Raw genomic sequence first — 15,579 nt, forward strand, 5'->3', positions numbered from 1 at the left:
TGTCGTCACTCCCACCGCACGCGCGGGTCGAGCCAGGAGTACAGCAGGTCGGTGAGCAGTTGCACGGCCACGTACCCGGCGACCACCAGCAGCAGCAGGTCCTGCACCACCGGGTAGTCGCGGCGCGAGACGCCCTGCTCGATCAGCTGGCCCAGGCCGGGCCAGGCGAAGATCCGTTCCACCACCACCGCGCCCGCGATCAGCTGCCCGATCTGCAGGCCCAGCACCGTCACCGCGGACGGCAGCGCGTTCGGCAGCGCGTGCCGCCACAGGATCCGGCGCCGCGGCACCCCCAGCGCCGTCGCGGTGCGCACGTAGTCCTCGCCGAGCGCCCGCTCCAGCCCGTCCTGCAGGTAGCGGGCCAGGATCGCCGCGCTCGGCAGCGCCAGGCACAGCGCCGGGAGCGCCAGGTACTGCACCGCGAGGTCCGGCGCGTCGAACAGCGAGGCGTGCCCGCCGGCCGGCAGCAGGCCCAGGCCCACCGCGAACACCAGCACCAGCACCACGCCGGTCACGAACGGCGGCACCGCCAGCGCCCCCGTGGTCAGCGCCCGCAGCGCCCCCGACAGGGCCCGCCGCCGCCCCGACACCGCGTACAGCGCCGTCGGCACGGCCAGCAGCACCACCAGCAGCAGGGCCGCGACCGTGAGCTGGAACGTCGCGGCCAGGCCGTCCCCGATCAGCCCGGACACCTGCCCGCCGATCGCGTAGCTGGGCCCGAGGTCACCCGTCAGCACCTGCCCCAGCCAGTGCACGTACTGCGAGAGCAGCGGCGCGTCCAGCCCCAGCCGCTCCCGGATCGCCGCGATCGTGGCGGGCGAGGCGTCCGGCCCCGCCAGCGTGGTCGCCGGGTCGCCCGGGATCAGCCGCAGCATCAGGAACACCGTGAACGAGGCGGCCACCAGCACCGCCAGGGCGCTCGGCAGCCGTTTGAACAGGAAGGTCCGCACGGCTCAGCCCGCCAGGTACGCGTCGTCGAGGTTCAGGTACGAGTACTTGTTCAGCGTCGCGCCGCGCACCTGCGCGCCCGCGACCTCCACCAGCCCGGCGATCGCCAGGTCGATGATGAACTGCTCGTCCAGCAGGATGTCCGTGACCTGCTGGTACAGCGCCTTCGCCTCCGGGCTGTCCGCGTCCGAGCGGTTCCAGGCCTTCTGCACCACCTCGGTGTACGCCGGGGAGGAGAACTTCGAGGTGTTCTTCGCCTCGTTGAACGGGTACGCGCTGACCGCCAGCGTCGCCGGGTGCGCCTGCGCGAAGCCGTGGCTGAGCGTCCACAGCGCGGGCATGGACTGCGAGATCAGCTGCTTCTGCATGGTCGGCGAGTCCACCGGCTGCAGCTGCACCTCGATCCCGACCTGCTTCAGGTCGTACTGCAGGATCTGCGCTATCGCCGTCGACCCGGCGTCCGACTGGTGCGCCAGCGGCAGCGACAGCGAGGTCACCCCGGCCTCCTTCAGCAGCGCCTTGGCCTTCTCCGGGTCGTGGTGGTAGCGGGTGGCGTCCTGTTCCCGGTACGCGGGGGAGGACTTCGGCCACGGCACCGAGGAGACCGTCGCGTACCCGCCCAGCGCCTGCTGCACCAGCCGGTCCCGGTCGATCGCCCAGGCGATCGCCTGCCGCACCCGCTTGTCCTGCACCTCCGGGAAGGACAGGTTCGCGCCGATGTAGAACGCGCCCGCGCCGGTGTCGTACTGGGTGATCCGGAACCGCTTGTCGTCCTTCAGCGTCGCCACGTCCTTGCCGCGCACCGCGTACGTCAGGTGGGTCTGGCCGGTCTTCACCGAGGACAGCAGCGTCTCCGCCTGCGGGATCACCTTGATCTCCACCCCGTCCAGGTACGGGCGGCCCGGGTTCCAGTACTTCTCGTTGCGGGCGAAGCTCAGCGAGGAGCCCGGCTTGCGGTCGGTGAAGGTGAACGGGCCGGTACCGATCAGCCTGGTGCCCGCGACCGCGTCCTCCACGGACTGCGAATCCGGGATGATCATGAACTCGAAGAGGTCGAACAGGTTGGACACGGGGTGTGCCAGCACCAGCGTCAACTCGAAGTCGCCGTTCTTGCGGAAGTCCGCCACGGTCAGCGCCGTCGAGCGCAGCTGCGCCGAACGCGCCGGGTTCTGCAGGTTCTTGACCGCGAACACCACGTCGTCCGCGGTGAACTTCCGCCCGCTGTGGAACGTGACGTCGTCGCGCAGCTTCAGCGTCACGCTCAGGCCGTCCGCCGCCACCTCCCAGCTCTTCGCCAACTCCGGCTGCGGGCGCAGCTGGTCGTCGTAGCGGGTCAGCGTGTTGAACACCAGCCGCTGCAGCAGCGAGTTGGCGCTCTGCGCGAACAGCAGGGCGGGCGTGAAGTCGATCCCGACGCCCACCGTCAGCACCCCGCCCCGGCGCGGCGAGGCCGCACCGCCCGCCGCCTCCGCCCCCGGCGAGGAGTCCGCCGCCGAACGGCAGGCCGACAGCGCCAGCAGGCCGGCGCCCGCGAGGGAGCCGCGCAGCAGCGCACGGCGCGAGATCGCGGGCAGGGGGAGCGGGCCACCGGAGCCGGCGGGGAACACGGTCATCGTCAACAGTCCTTCGGGAGAAGCGAGTTCGAATAGGGAGGGAGGAGAGGGAGTCAGCGGGCGGCGAACGGGCGGGCGTGCCACTCGTCCAGCGGACGGGCGTACAACTCGCCCAGCACCGGCGCGCAGGCCGCCACCGCCAGCGCGTTCGCGCCGAAGCGCTGCGCCACCAGGAGCCCGGCGTCCCGGTGCAGGTGCGAACGGAGCGCGAACTCCTCGCGCACCACGTCCAGGTAGGTGGGATCGGCCAGTGCGAAGGTCTCGGTCAGCACCAGCAGGTCCGGGTTGACCACGTCGGCGAGCAGGGCCAGCGCCCCGCCCACCACCCGGGCCCGCTCGCGCACCAGCGCGTCGGCCCGCCCGTCCCCGGCCCGGACGGCCGCCAGCAGCAGCCCCCGGTCCGGCCGGGCGATCACGCCCTGCGCGACGGCCGCGTCGAACAGCGTGTCGTCCGACGCGGCCACCGACAGGCAGCCGTGGCGGCCGCAGTGACATCGCGCGGTGCTGCCCGGCACCGGCAGGTGCCCGCCGTCACCGGTCACCGACGGCGGACCCTGGTGCACCGTCCCGGCCACCGAGATGGACGCGTCCACCACGTGGCCCACGAACAGTTGCACCATCGACCGCCGGGCCGCCGGATCACCGAACAGCACCTCCGCCGCGGCCAGCGCCCGCGCGTGGTTGTCCACCCGCACCGGCAGCCCGGTCGCCCGCTCCAGCAACTCCCGCAGCGGCACCTCGTGCCAGCCCAACGGTTCGTGCCGGACGGTCACCCCGCGCTCGGCGTCCACCGCGCCACCGGTCACCGCACCCAGCCCCAGCACCCGCCGCCCGGCCGTGGCCGGATCGGCCGCGGCCGCCGCCAGCAGCCGCGGCACCCGGGCCAGCAGCGCCTTCAGCACCGTCGACCCGCGCCGCCCGCCGTGCGGCAGCTCCTGCCGGAACAGCACCCGGCCGCGCAGGTCCAGCAGCGCGAAGGTGCTGTACGGCAGGCCCACGTGCAGCCCGGCCACCGCCAGCCGCTCCGCGTCCACCTCCAGCGGCAGCTGCGGACGGCCCCGCACCCCCGGCGCACCGACCGCCAACTCCGGCCGCTCCGCCAGCAGTTCGAGCCGCAGCAGATCCACCACCTGCCGGGAGACCGCCGCCGCGCTCAGCCCCGTCAACCGGGCCACCGCACTGCGCGCCACCGGCCCGTGGTCCAGCACCGCCCGCAGCACGGTGGCCGCGTTCGCCTCCCGCCGGTCGTCCCCGGCCCGGGAGGCCGGACGCGGGGCGGCGGGGCCCGGGTGGGTGCGGGCAGTGCTGGTCACGGATTCAACTCCTGTGTGCTGGCGGATGGTCGGCCTGTTGTGCGGGGCGGTGCGTCAGGAGACGGCACCGGCCAGCGACTCGGCCTCCAGCTCCACGGCCGGGACCAGACCTGCCACCCGCGGCGGGTCGGCCGGCTCCAGCAGGCGGCTCGGCCGCCCGTCCACGCCCACCGGCAGGTCGCCGTCCAGGGTGATCCGGCGCACCAGGCGCGGCTCGTCGCCGTAGTCGTTCACCGCGTAGTGCTGGGTGGCCCGGTTGTCCCAGATCGCCACGTCGCCGACCTGCCAGTCCCAGCGCACGCTGTTCTCCAGCCGCTCCACGTACCGCTGGAACAGCTCGATCAGCGCCCGGCTGTCCTTGCCCGACACGCCCACGATCTTCTGCGCGAACGACCCCAGCAGCAGGTGCTTCTCGCCCGTCACCGGGTGCACCCGCACCAGCGGGTGCTCGGTCTTGAACGCGGTCGACACGAACACCTGCCGGAACAGCTTCGCCACCTCGGCGTTGTCCGCCAACTCCGGTGCCAGTGCCAGGTTCGCCGCGTAGTCGTAGTCGTTGGTGTGCACCGCCCGCAGGCTCTCCGCGAGCGCCTTCAGCGGCGCCGGCAGGTCCTGGTACGCGGCCGCGGTGTTCGCCCACACCGTGCTGCCGCCCGCCGGCGGCAGCTCCAGCGCCCGCAGGATCGACGCCTTCGGGTACGAGGGCACGAAGGTCACGTCGGTGTGCCAGTTGTTCGCCCGCACGCCCTTGGTGGCGTCCAGCTCGAAGATGTACCGGCCGTCCGCGCTCGGCACCGTCGGGTGGAACACCGGCTGCCCCAACAGCCGTGCGAACGCCTCGTGTTCGGCGTCGTCCAGGTGCCCCTGGCCGCGGAAGAACAGCACCTTGTGCTCGTACAGCGCGGCCTCCAGCGCCGCCACCGTCTCCGCGGGCAGGTCGCCGCCCAGCTTGACGTCGTGGACGACCGCGCCGATCCGGCCCGCCGCCGGGGTCAGCCGCAGCTCGGTGGGAGTGGGAGTGGGGGCGGACGTGGACGTGGACGTGGAAACGGACATGGTGGAACTCCTTCGGGAGGACGGGAACGGCGACAGCGCACGGGCGTCGCCACAACAGCCGGACGCGACACGGCGATCGGGCAGCCCGGAGGGCGCACCGCCGTGACGGGGAGGAGGGAAGGGAAGAGCGCCGAGGCCTACGCGCAGCGCCGACAGCAGCCACCACGACGCACGCCCACCGGGGCCGGGCACGACGGACAACAGACGACAACGACGGTACGCATCGGCCCTCCTTCCGGTTCGCTGCGACTGGGCTCGGCGCTCATCGTGCTCGGCCCGTACGCCCGCTGTCAATCGCCATCTTCCCAGCTGGGGGCGGGTGTTGCGGAGTATTGCGACATGTTGCGGGCCGGTGACGACCCCGCGACGAACCCCCGTCGCCCCTTGTCGCCGGGCCCCGGCCGAGGAAAACTTTCGGAGCGGAAACAACCGGGGCCGACGCCCGGAGTCGACGCCCGGGGCCGACGCCCGGAGTCGACGCCCGGGGCCGACGCCCGGTCGGCGCCGCCGGTACCAGCGCCGGCGTTCGAGCGGCTCCGGCCTCTTCGCGGAGCCCCGCATCCGTATGACGGTCAGATGAGCGCGGGCGGCCGTGGCGAAGACGGTCCACCGTCGGCCTCCCCCCTTCGGCCATCGGTGGGCAACTCAGGGCCACTTGACGCCTGATCAGCGCGTCGCGGAACCCCGGGCCACCGGCCCTGAGCAGACTCGGACCTCCCATCGTTCTGAACGCGGAGAGGACCGAGGTGAAGCCAGATCAGCACGCCGACCCTGGACGGAGACGGCGACGACTGGGACGGGCCCTGAGCGCCACCCTCGTCGCAGCGCTCATTCCGCTCGGCCTGACCGCCGTCGCCCCCGCCGCCCGGGCGGCGGGACTCCCGGGCGGACTCGGACCCTGCCTGGGAGCGGAGTGCCCGGCCACGTTCCCCCCGGTGAACAACGGGCCCTTCGCCGGACGCGACGCGAACATCAACGTGTTCGTCGGCGGCGACTTCAACGTCAGCGGGTCCGCGGCCGAGGCCGAGGGCAAGGTGGTCACCCTCGGGAACTTCTCGCAGAACAAGGCCCAGGGGGTCAGCGCCGTCTACAACGTCGGAATCGCGGGTGTCGGATCCCGCGTCCCCCCGCCGGACGGCTCGGACTTCCTCACCACCGGCGGCAACATCACCGTGGCCCAGGACCAGCGGCTGGTCGCCGAGGGCGGCACCGTCCGCCACGCCGGAACGGTCAGCGGCACCGTCCTCGGAACCCTCGTCCAGGACCCGCAGGCCGCCGCCCCCTACGCACCGCTGCGCGGCCAGCTGCAGACGGCCAGCGAGTGCTACGCCGGTGCCGGATCACCCCGGCCCGCCACCGGCACCGCCGTCAACCAGAGCTACCAGACGCTGTTCACCGGCGACGGCACCTCCGCGCTCCAGGTCTTCAACGTCGACTTCGACCTCACCACGAGCAGTGGCGCCCAGCAGGGCATCGTGTTCGAGAACATCCCGCCCGGCGCGACGGTCCTGGTCAACCTGCTCGGGGGAGCCCGCACGGTCAGCACCTTCAGCGGCGGCATCGACGACAGCGACCCCCTCAACCAGCTCCGCGAACGCCTGCTGTGGAACGTCCCGACCGCGTCGTCCGTGACCTTCACCGGCACCGGCCAGTTCCAGGGCAGCATCCTGGTGGGCAACCCGGCCAGCACCACCACCGTGAACCTCCCCGGCCTGAACGGCCGGTTCTTCACCACCGGAACCCTGGACCACACCTCCGGAGGCTCGGGCGGCACCGGCACGGAAATCCACGCCTACCCCTTCAACGGCGACCTGCCCGAATGCGGCACCCCCACCCCCACCGGCTCGACCTCGGTGACGAAGGTGGATGCGGTGACGTCGCAGCCGTTGGCGGGGGCGGTGTTCCAGTTGTGGCGGGAGAGCAATGGTGTTCCCGGGCTCCAGGCCGCGGGTGCCGATCCCGACACGGCGGTGGGTGCGCCGTGCACCACGCCTGTTGGTGGTGTCTGTTCGGTGGGTGGTCTGCCGTTGGGGACGTACTACTGGCAGGAGACCGTTGCTCCGCCTGGTTATGACCTGCCGGCTCAGCCGGTGAGCACTGTGGTGTTGGATGCGGATGGTCAGAGTGTGCCGGTGACGGTTGGGGACACCATGTCCGCGGTGCCGACGGGTTCGACGTCGGTGACGAAGGTGGATGCGGTGACGTCGCAGCCGTTGGCGGGTGCGGTGTTCCAGTTGTGGCGGGAGAGCAATGGTGTTCCCGGGCTCCAGGTCACGGGTGCCGATCCTGACACCGTGGTGGGTGCGCCGTGCACCACGCCCGTTGGTGGTGTCTGCCGGGCGAGCGATCTGCCGTTGGGGACGTACTACTGGCAGGAGACCGTTGCCCCGCCCGGTTATGACCTGCCGGCTCAGCCGGTGAGCACTGTGGTGTTGGATGCGGATGGTCAGAGCGTTCCGGTCGTCGTCAAGGACAGCAGGACGCCGGCCGTAACGGGCTCCACCAGCGTCATCAAGCTGGACGCGGAGCGGGGGCAGCCGTTGGCGGGTGCGGTGTTCCAGTTGTGGCGGGAGAGCAATGGTGTTCCCGGGCTCCAGGCCACGGGTGCCGATCCTGACACCGTGGTGGGTGCGCCGTGCACCACGCCTGCTGGTGGTGTCTGCCGGGCGAGCGATCTGCCGTTGGGGACGTACTACTGGCAGGAGACCGTTGCCCCGCCCGGTTACGACCTCCCGGCTCAGCCGGTGAGCACCGTGGTGATCAATGGTGCGGGCCAGAGCGTGCCGGTCGTCGTCAAGGACAGCAGGACGCCGAGCAAGGGGTCGGGTGCGACCCAGGTGACCAAGGTCGACGCGGAGACCGGTGAGCCGCTGGCCGGAGCGGTCTTCCAACTCTGGCGCGAAACCAACGGGATCCCGGGCCTGCAGACCCTCGGTGCCAATGCGGACACCAAGGTGGGGCAGCCCTGCACCACCGCCGCCGACGGCGTCTGCTCGGCGCGGGACCTTCCGCTCGGCACGTACTACTGGCAGGAGGTGTCGGCCCCGGACGGTTACGCCCTGCCGCGCGAGCCGGTGAACGCGGTCGTGCTGACCGAGGACCACCCCTGCTCGGAGATCACCGTGCAGGACACCCGGGTCTGTCCGCCCAAGCCGTGCCCGCCCAAGCCGTGCCCGCCGCACGGTGACGGGCCGTCCGAGCCGTGGGACCGTCCCGTGCACACGGGGAGGTAGGCGCACCTGCTCAGCCCCGGGGTGTCCGGGACCGCGACAGCGGCCCCGGACACCCCGTTCTGTGTTTCGGCTGCCGTGCCCACGTCGGATGGCGGATGGGCCGGTGCCTCAAGGACGAGAACTTCAGCGGCCCGTCCGACGACGTCCACCGGCTCCACGGCGTGGACGCCTCCGCCAGGGTCGCCAACGGGGTGCGGCGGTTGTGGGTGACCGGCGGATCGGAGTACTTCGAGCGGCACCTCGACCGCTGGGCGCTGCAGTTCTGAGACCGGCCTACTGGCCCAGCAGGTGGGCGAAGTCGTTGCCCAGGCCGCCCAGCACCGGGAGGGCGCCCAGGTCGGTGACGGCGCCGACCGGGATGCTGTAGCCCTGGTTGGGGACGGGGGCGGCCGCTTCCTCGGCGAGGGCGGGAGCGGCGGGGGAGAGCAGGGCGGCGGCGAGGGCGAGGGTGGCGAGTGCGGTGCGCATGGGGCGGGGTCCTCGGGCTGGGGAGGGGGCGGGCTGACGGTGGTCCAACGCGCCGCGGGGCGGGTGGGTGACGCGGTGGCGCCCGTTCGGCGTACGGGCAAAAAGGCGTTGAGCCGGGCGGGCCGGTTCGGGATGCTGCGGGGATGGACGGCGCGGAGTTCGGGCAGGGCTGGGACGGGCCGTGGTACCGGGTGCGCAGGGCGGGGTTCACGGCCGTGTTCCTGCCCGACCCGGGGGAGCCGCTGGCGGAGCTCTGCAACGTGGACGTCGAGGTCCGGCTGGCCGCGGACGGGTCGCGGTGGAGCGCGACGGTCTTCACCCACGCCGAGGTCGGGCGGCTGATGGAGCGGTGGGCCCGCACCGGCGAGGAGTTGGGCGGGCGGTACTTCTGGTGCTCCGACGGGCTGATCGTCCGGGACGCGGGCATCGACGGCATGATCGCGGTGCTGGAAGGGCTGTACGCGTCAGGGGAGTTGACGACCGTGCTGCAGCGGCTCGACGAGGGCGACGAGGGCAACGGGGACGGCGGGGAGGCGTGAGGCCCCGCCCGGCGGGTCTCGGGCGGGGCCGGGGTGGTCGGGGGTCAGGCCTGCCGAGCGGGCAGCGAGGGCAGCGTGGGCAGGGTGGACAGGGCGGTGAGGATGCGGGCGAAGGCGTCCGCGGTCTCCTCGGGGCGGTGGGTGGCCGGGCGGTGGTCGCACAGGAAGCCGTGCGGGACGCCCGGGTAGGCGACCAGGTCGTGCGGGACGCCCGCGGTGGCGAGGCGCTCGCCGATGCGGGCCCACTGCTCGGGCGGGACGACGTGGTCCTCGGCGCCGACCAGGCCGAGGACGGTCGTGCCGTGGGCGGCGAGCGCGGCCGCGCCCGGTTCGGCGAGCGGTGGGTGGTCGTCGGCGAGCGGGGTGCCGCCCTCCAGCGTCCAGGTGGGGTAGCAGGCGGCGACCAGGTCCAGCGGCAGGTGGGCCCCGGCGAGCAGGCCGAGGTGGCCGCCGACCGAGAAGCCGACGAACGCCCGGCCCGGGCCCCCGCCCAGGGACGCGCCGACGGCCAGCGCGGCGGCGGTGTCGGCGACGACCCGTTCGGTGGTCAGGGTGCCCAGCAGGGCGAACCCCTCGACCCGCCCCGCGTCGTCGTACGGCAGGTCGGCGCGCTGCGTCTCGCGCCCGTAGAAGTCCGGTGCGACGGCGGCGTACCCGGCGGCGGCCAGCCGCTCGCACACCCCGCGCACCCAGGCCGTGACCCCGAACAGCTCCTGGCCCACCACCACGGTGGCCGCCGGTGCGGCGCCCGCGGGCGCCGCCAGGAACACCTCCGGGCCGCCGTCCTCCGGCCGCACCCAACGGGTCGTCAGTTCTGTTGCTTCCATGCTCCGTCGATCCCCCTCGTACGGCCCGGCGCGGGGCCGGGCCTCCTGGGGCCCACGCTACCCGGCGGGGCGGTAGGTGGTGACGGTGCCGCCGTGGCTGAAGGTCAGGGTCTCCACCGGGGCGAACGGGCGTGGGCGCAGCGGCCCGGCGAACGCGGGGATGCCGCCGCCCGCCACCACCGGGTACCGCTTGAGCACCAACTCGTCGATCTCCGGCAGCAGTTCGGCGGCCAGCCGACCGCCGCCGCACAGCCAGAGGTCGCCGCTGCCGGGCTGCTGCTTCAACTCCCGCACCAGGCCCAGCGGATCGGCGCGCACCAGGTGCACCGCGGGGTCGTCCACGGCGGGCAGCGAGCTGGAGACCACGTACTGCTCCAGGTGCGGGTAGGGGCTGGGGATGCCCGCGTCCAGCCCCGGGCGGTAGGCGCCCAGACCCATCAGCACGGTGTCGAAGCGCCGGTTCGGGGTGTCGGTCAGGCCCAGGTGCGGGCGGGCCTGCACCGGGATCGTCTCGGGGAACTCGGTCAGTTGGTGCTCCGCCATGTCGGGGGCGGCGGGGTAGAAGTCGAACTCGCCGGACGGGCCGGCGATGAAGCCGTCCACGGAGACGGCGACGTAGTACACGAGCTTTCGCATCCAGGAACCTCTCGGCGGGGAACAGGACTCCATCCGTAGTACTCTGGATGGAGTGGTAAGACCGTAGCACTACGACTGGAGTGGTCACAAGCGATGGCACGCAGCAACCCCGAACGCCGGACGGCCCTGCTCGACGCCGCCCTGGAGGTGCTGGCCGAGGAGGGCGCCCGCGGCCTCACCTTCCGCGCCGTCGACCAGCGCGCCGCCGTCCCCGCAGGCACCGTCTCCAACTACTTCGCCAACCGGGACGCCCTGCTCGCCCAGTGCGCCGACCGCGTCTACGAACGGCTCGACCCCGGCGCCGACACCCTCGCCCGGGGCTTCGAGGGCCCCCGCGACGCCGCTCGGCTCACCGCCCTCATGCACCAGGTCCTGGACCGGGTCGCCGCCTACCCCACCGGCTTCCTCGCCCTGCTCGAACTGCGCCTCGCCGCCCTGCGCCGCCCCGAACTCCGTGACGTCCTCACCCGCCGGGTCGCCGCCGACCTCCGCTTCAACACCGACTACCACCTCGCCTCCGGCCTGCCCGGCGACACCACCACCGTCCAGCTGCTGGTCCTCGCCCTCAACTGGCTGACCCTGGAACGGCTCACCCTCCCCGACCTGCACACCCCCGAACAGCGCACCCACCTCGTCGACGCCCTGGTGGCCCGCCTGCTTGCGGGCGAACCCACCACCGGGGACTGACCGGCCGTCAGGGGGAGTCGCCCGCTACGGCCGGACCGGCAGCGCGGACGGCCGCAGCACCGCGACACCCCGGGCGTCGGCGAGCAGCAGCAGGCCGTCCGGGGTCAGGTCGGCGCCGCCCAGCGGGGCACCGGAGACGAACACCGCGACCTGCTCGCTCGGTCGCCCGTCCGCGCCCCGCGTCCACAGCCGCAGGTAGTCGGCGCCGGTGCTGATCCCCAGCGGGGTGGCGGCGCGTTGCTCCTCGCCGGGGCGGACCACCCGCTCGGGGTCGCACCCCGCCGGGGTGCCCGTCAGCACCTCGTAGGCCGTCAACTCCGGCTCCGCGCCCGGTCGGTAGGCCACCAGCAGGCTCGCGCCCGTCGGTCCGATCGCCGCCGTGACCCCGCGCACCCCCGCCAACGGCCGGGCCCAGAGCGTGCACCACGGCAGCTCCACGCCGAACTCCGGCGCGGGCAGGCCGTCCTGGCGGGCGCCGTGCTCCAGCAGGGCGGCCCGCAACCGAGGTTCCAGCTGCTGGCGGACGAACAGCGTCGCCAGCCGCAGCCACGTCCGGCCCAGCGGCGGCAGCTCCGTACCGGCGGCGACCAGGCGCTCGGCGGCGGCCCGCAGCCGGACCTGCTCGGCGTGCACCAGGAACCCGCCGTCCGCCATCAGATCCGGCAGCACGCCGCCCTCCAGCGCGTGCCCGACCACCTGCTCCCGGACGTACGGCGCGGCCCGCGCCCACCGCCCGGGGCCGTCCCCGTCGAGGGTGGCCAGCAGGGCGGCGGTCAACCGGCGCTGCACCTCGTGGACGGTGCCGCCGAAGCGCTCGCGCAGCTCGGCGGCGAGCGCCGGGTGCACGATCCGGACGGCCGGGGGCTCCCCCTCCGCCGAGGCCAGGTCGAAGAACGGCAGCAGCAGGTGCTGCCCACCCGCCAGCGCCGGACCGAGGTCCCTGCCCGCGACCGCCGAGGCCAGCGGCGCCCAGAGCTCCAGCGGCAGCGGTTCGCCGGGCCCGGCCAGGGCCAGCGGGGCCAGCAGGCGGCGCAGCGTCAGCTCGTCCGCGCCGTGCAGCCGGGCCTGCAGGTCGAGCGCGTCACCGACGGTGCGCGGCAACGGCAACGGCAACGGCGTCGGCACCGGCCCGCCCGGCCCGCCCGGCCTGCTGCGGGACGACCAGGCGGCGAGCCGGACCACCAGCGGACCGTCCGCCGTCCGGGCCAGCTCGGCCGCACCGCCCGGGTCCCGCAGGGAGTACTCGGCCTGCAGCCGCAGCCCCTCCTCGTCCCGCCACGGCTCCCGGTCCAGGTCCATCACCAGCAGCTGGTCACCGGGCAGCTGCTCGGCCAACCACTGCGCCTCGGCCCGGTCCACGTCCGCCAGCAGCCGGACCCCGGGGGCCAGCGCCAGCGGCCGCAGCACCTGCTCGGCGACCAGCGCGGGCTCACCCGACCCGGCCAGCACCCCTGCCCGGTCCACGTCCGCGACCACCACCGCCACCGGCCGCTCGGGCGCCCCGATCCCGGCCAGCCGCCCGGCCAGCTCGTCGGCCCGCACGGCACCGGGCGCGAAGTGGTCCGCCACCAGCCAGCGCAGTTGGAGCGCCGTCCGCCCGGCGGCGTCGAACACCGGCGGCGCGGGCAGCCCGCCCGGCGGCACGGTGGCCGGATCGAGCGCGGCGAGGTCGAACCGCTCCCGCTCGGACGGCTCGCACAGCATCAGGAACCCGGTCAGCAACCGGGAACGGCCGCTGCCGGAACCACCCGTGACCAGCACCGTCCGGGGCGCGCCGCCCCCGCCGGAACGCCATGCCGCCAGGGCCCGCAACGCCACCGCCCGCCCGCCCACGTACGGATGGGGCTGGTGGGGCGGGCGGACGGTGGTCGTGGAGTCGGTCACGTCGAGGGCTCCGGTGCAGGGCGATCGGGGAAGCGGGGCGGACGCGGCCGCCGCAGGCCGGCACCGGCCAGGTGCAGCTCCCGCTCCTCGGCTCGCACACCCGCGCGCTCACTCGCCGAGGCCGTAGCCCGCGTCCCGAGTCTAGGTCCGGGCGTCGACGTGCCGACAGCAGCCCCGGCTCAGGCCGCCACGGGCAGGTGGGCGGCGAGCAGGGTGGCGAACTGCTCGGGGTCGAGGATGCGGATGCCCAGCTCCTCGGCCTTGGCGCGCTTGGAGCCGGCCTTCTCGCCCGCGACCAGCAGGGTGGTGCGCCCGGAGACGGAGGAGGAGGCCTTGCCGCCGGCGCGCTCGATCAGTTCGTTCATCTCGTTGCGGGAGAGGGCGGCCAGCGGGCCGGTCATCGAGCCGGTGACGACCACGGCCTCGCCGGTGAGCGGACCCGCGGCGGGGACCTCCGCGTCCTCGCTGGTCCCCACGGCGGGGGCGGTGACGGGGGCGGTGGGTGCGGTGACCTGGGTGCCGACGCCGAGGGCGGCCAGGCGGTCCAACAGGGTGGAGAGTTCGGCGAGTTCGGAGACGACCAGGCGGGCCTTCTCCGGGCCGATGCCCTCGACGGCGGCCAGGGTCTCGGCGTCCGCGGCGCGGATCGCGGCCATCGAGCCGAAGTGCGCGGCGATCCGGCGCGACATGCTGCGGCCGGTGCCGCGCACGCCCAGCGCGCACAGGACCCGGCCCAGCGGACGGGTGCGGGCGGTCTCGATGGCGGCGAGCAGGTTGTCGGTGCTGGTGGTGCCCATCCGCTCCAGGGAGAGCAGTTGCTCGCGGGTCAGGGTGAACACGTCCGCCAGGTCGCGGACCAGCCCGGCCTCCACCAGCTGCACCGCCCGGGTCGAGCCCAGGCCCTCGATGTCCAGCTGGTCGCGGCCCGCCGCGTAGATGATCGACGCCACCACCTGGCAGTTGCGGCCCCGCACGCAGCGCCAGCGCTGCTCGCCGGTGTCGATCGCCTCCCCGCAGCGCGGGCAGGCCGAGGGGAAGACGATCGGCCGCTCCGCGCCGGTGCGCTCCTCCACCAGGGGCGCCTCCACCCGCGGGATGACGTCCCCCGCGCGGTAGACGAAGACCCGGTCGCCCAGCATCAGGCCGCGGCGGGTGATGTCGGCCGGGTTGTGCAGCGTCGCGAACGACACCGTCACGCCGTCGATCACCACCGGCTCCAGCACGGCGCGCGGCGCGATGACGCCCGTCCGGCCGACCGCCCACTCCACCGCCAGCAGCCTGGTCACCTTGTGCTCGGCGGCGAGCTTGCGGGCCACCGCCCAGCGCGGCGCCCGCGAACCGGAACCGGCCTGCGCCTGGTCGGCCGCGTCGTCCGCCTTCACCACCACGCCGTCGATGCCGAACGGCAGCGCCGCCCGCATCCCCGCGATCTCCTCGACCCGCCGCTGCACCTCCTCGACGCTCTCGCAGCGCTGCGGCGCGGCCGCCGTCGACGCCGCCGTGTTCGCCCCGAGCGCCGCGAGCCGCTCCAGCAGCGCGCTGTGCGCCAGCGCTCCGTCCGCCCCGGCCAGGCCGACCGCGTCGTAGGCGAAGAACGTCAACTCGATCCGGTACGGCCGGTCCTTGGCCCGCAGCGTGCCCGCCGCGCCGTTGCGCGGGTTGGCGAACGGCACCGCGCCGTGCGCCGTGCGGATCTCGTTCGCCAGCTCGAACTGGGCGTGCGTCAGCAGGACTTCACCGCGCAGCTCGACGTCGATCGGCTCGGTCAGGACGGCCGGCAGGCCCAGCACGTCGCCCGCGGTGTGCGTGATGTCCTCGCCCGCGAGGCCGTTGCCGCGCGTCAGCACCTGCCGCAGCGCACCCCCCTCGTACCGGGCTGCGATCGCCAGCCCGTCCAGCTTCGGTTCCACGCACCACCCGGCCGGGGACCGGCCCAGCCGCCGCTCCAACGAGGCCGCCCAGTCCGCGAGTTCCTCTCCCGAGAACACGTTGTCGAGCGAGAGCATCGGCACCGAGTGCGTGACGTCCCCCTCCGCGGCGCCGCCCGCGACCTTGCCGGTCGGCGACTGCTCCGACACCTCCTCCGGGTGCGCCTGCTCGTACGCGGCGATCGCCCGCGCCAGCGCGTCGTACTCGTCGTCCCCGAGCGTCGTCGTCCCGTCCGCGTAGTAGGCGGCGGCGGCCCGGGTGGCAGTGGCGACGGCGTCGGCGTAGTCGCCGGAAGTGAGCAGGGCGGCGTTGTTCATGACCGTCATCCTTCCGCCCGGTACTGACAACCGACCGTTGCCGACCGGGTGCCTGGCGCAACGTCAGGACGGGCGGGAAACCCGTTCGGGCGAGAGTGGGAGCGCGAAAGCGGGGAAGGCAGGGCGAGC

13 protein-coding genes are annotated in these 15,579 nt (G+C 74.0%); 4 read left to right on the forward strand and 9 right to left on the reverse strand.

What is annotated here, in order from left to right; translation table 11 throughout:
• Positions 1 to 5: 5 nt before the first annotated feature.
• The 4 genes from ACFY00_RS17595 to ACFY00_RS17610 are packed head-to-tail and all read right to left on the reverse strand — an operon-like array spanning position 6 to position 4,930.
• Positions 6 to 950, reverse strand: a complete 945-nt coding sequence (locus ACFY00_RS17595; protein WP_388032373.1) for an ABC transporter permease — start codon at positions 948 to 950, stop codon at positions 6 to 8.
• Between the two features lie 3 nt (positions 951 to 953).
• Complete coding sequence (locus ACFY00_RS17600; protein ID WP_388032375.1) at positions 954 to 2,561, reverse strand: ABC transporter substrate-binding protein; 1,608 nt, start codon at positions 2,559 to 2,561, stop codon at positions 954 to 956.
• 53 nt (positions 2,562 to 2,614) lie between these two features.
• Positions 2,615 to 3,874 (reverse strand): ROK family protein, encoded by a 1,260-nt coding sequence (locus ACFY00_RS17605; RefSeq protein ID WP_388032377.1) that lies wholly within the window; start codon positions 3,872 to 3,874, stop codon positions 2,615 to 2,617.
• A 54-nt stretch (positions 3,875 to 3,928) separates the two neighbouring features.
• On the reverse strand, positions 3,929 to 4,930 hold the full coding sequence (locus ACFY00_RS17610; protein WP_388032379.1) for a TauD/TfdA dioxygenase family protein: 1,002 nt from the start codon (positions 4,928 to 4,930) through the stop codon (positions 3,929 to 3,931).
• A gap of 935 nt (positions 4,931 to 5,865) precedes the next feature.
• Between ACFY00_RS17610 and ACFY00_RS17615 the strand changes: the two genes are divergently transcribed.
• Positions 5,866 to 8,163 (forward strand): SpaA isopeptide-forming pilin-related protein, encoded by a 2,298-nt coding sequence (locus ACFY00_RS17615; protein ID WP_388032381.1) that lies wholly within the window; start codon positions 5,866 to 5,868, stop codon positions 8,161 to 8,163.
• A gap of 95 nt (positions 8,164 to 8,258) precedes the next feature.
• A complete protein-coding gene (locus tag ACFY00_RS17620; RefSeq protein ID WP_388032382.1) occupies positions 8,259 to 8,429 on the forward strand; it encodes a hypothetical protein in 171 nt (56 codons plus the stop codon).
• 7 nt (positions 8,430 to 8,436) lie between these two features.
• Here the strand turns inward: ACFY00_RS17620 and ACFY00_RS17625 are convergent, their stop codons facing one another.
• Positions 8,437 to 8,631, reverse strand: coding sequence for a hypothetical protein (locus tag ACFY00_RS17625; protein WP_388032384.1), 195 nt, complete (start codon positions 8,629 to 8,631; stop codon positions 8,437 to 8,439).
• A 143-nt stretch (positions 8,632 to 8,774) separates the two neighbouring features.
• Here ACFY00_RS17625 and ACFY00_RS17630 point away from each other — a divergent pair, with 143 nt between their 5' ends.
• Complete coding sequence (locus tag ACFY00_RS17630; RefSeq protein WP_388032386.1) at positions 8,775 to 9,170, forward strand: hypothetical protein; 396 nt, start codon at positions 8,775 to 8,777, stop codon at positions 9,168 to 9,170.
• A 44-nt stretch (positions 9,171 to 9,214) separates the two neighbouring features.
• Here ACFY00_RS17630 and ACFY00_RS17635 read toward each other — a convergent pair whose 3' ends face one another.
• Positions 9,215 to 9,997 carry a dienelactone hydrolase family protein gene (locus ACFY00_RS17635; RefSeq protein WP_388032388.1) on the reverse strand — a complete coding sequence of 261 codons (783 nt, stop codon included), beginning with the start codon at positions 9,995 to 9,997 and terminating at the stop codon, positions 9,215 to 9,217.
• 57 nt (positions 9,998 to 10,054) lie between these two features.
• Entirely contained in the window at positions 10,055 to 10,633 is a 579-nt protein-coding gene (locus ACFY00_RS17640) for a dihydrofolate reductase family protein (RefSeq protein WP_285735543.1), read from the reverse strand.
• A gap of 93 nt (positions 10,634 to 10,726) precedes the next feature.
• Between ACFY00_RS17640 and ACFY00_RS17645 the strand changes: the two genes are divergently transcribed.
• On the forward strand, positions 10,727 to 11,320 hold the full coding sequence (locus ACFY00_RS17645) for a TetR/AcrR family transcriptional regulator (protein WP_388032390.1): 594 nt from the start codon (positions 10,727 to 10,729) through the stop codon (positions 11,318 to 11,320).
• A gap of 24 nt (positions 11,321 to 11,344) precedes the next feature.
• Here ACFY00_RS17645 and ACFY00_RS17650 read toward each other — a convergent pair whose 3' ends face one another.
• Positions 11,345 to 13,204 carry an ATP-binding protein gene (locus ACFY00_RS17650; protein ID WP_388032392.1) on the reverse strand — a complete coding sequence of 620 codons (1,860 nt, stop codon included), beginning with the start codon at positions 13,202 to 13,204 and terminating at the stop codon, positions 11,345 to 11,347.
• Positions 13,205 to 13,383: 179 nt separating this feature from the next.
• Positions 13,384 to 15,459 carry an NAD-dependent DNA ligase LigA gene (gene ligA, locus ACFY00_RS17655; RefSeq protein ID WP_388032394.1) on the reverse strand — a complete coding sequence of 692 codons (2,076 nt, stop codon included), beginning with the start codon at positions 15,457 to 15,459 and terminating at the stop codon, positions 13,384 to 13,386.
• Between the last annotated feature and the right edge of the window lie 120 nt (positions 15,460 to 15,579).

Source organism: Kitasatospora sp. NPDC001540 (assembly GCF_042894345.1).
Lineage (GTDB): Bacteria > Actinomycetota > Actinomycetes > Streptomycetales > Streptomycetaceae > Kitasatospora > Kitasatospora phosalacinea_C.

What these genes read in the sequence shown, in the direction of transcription:
- ACFY00_RS17625 (WP_388032384.1), bottom strand. Translation starts at nt 8,631, where the DNA reads ATGCGCACCGCACTCGCCACCCTCGCCCTCGCCGCCGCCCTGCTCTCC.
- ACFY00_RS17610 (WP_388032379.1), bottom strand. Translation starts at nt 4,930, where the DNA reads ATGTCCGTTTCCACGTCCACGTCCACGTCCGCCCCCACTCCCACTCCC.
- ACFY00_RS17630 (WP_388032386.1), top strand. Translation starts at nt 8,775, where the DNA reads ATGGACGGCGCGGAGTTCGGGCAGGGCTGGGACGGGCCGTGGTACCGG.
- ACFY00_RS17645 (WP_388032390.1), top strand. Translation starts at nt 10,727, where the DNA reads ATGGCACGCAGCAACCCCGAACGCCGGACGGCCCTGCTCGACGCCGCC.
- ACFY00_RS17600 (WP_388032375.1), bottom strand. Translation starts at nt 2,561, where the DNA reads ATGACCGTGTTCCCCGCCGGCTCCGGTGGCCCGCTCCCCCTGCCCGCG.
- ACFY00_RS17620 (WP_388032382.1), top strand. Translation starts at nt 8,259, where the DNA reads ATGGGCCGGTGCCTCAAGGACGAGAACTTCAGCGGCCCGTCCGACGAC.
- ligA (WP_388032394.1), bottom strand. Translation starts at nt 15,459, where the DNA reads ATGACGGTCATGAACAACGCCGCCCTGCTCACTTCCGGCGACTACGCC.
- ACFY00_RS17640 (WP_285735543.1), bottom strand. Translation starts at nt 10,633, where the DNA reads ATGCGAAAGCTCGTGTACTACGTCGCCGTCTCCGTGGACGGCTTCATC.
- ACFY00_RS17635 (WP_388032388.1), bottom strand. Translation starts at nt 9,997, where the DNA reads ATGGAAGCAACAGAACTGACGACCCGTTGGGTGCGGCCGGAGGACGGC.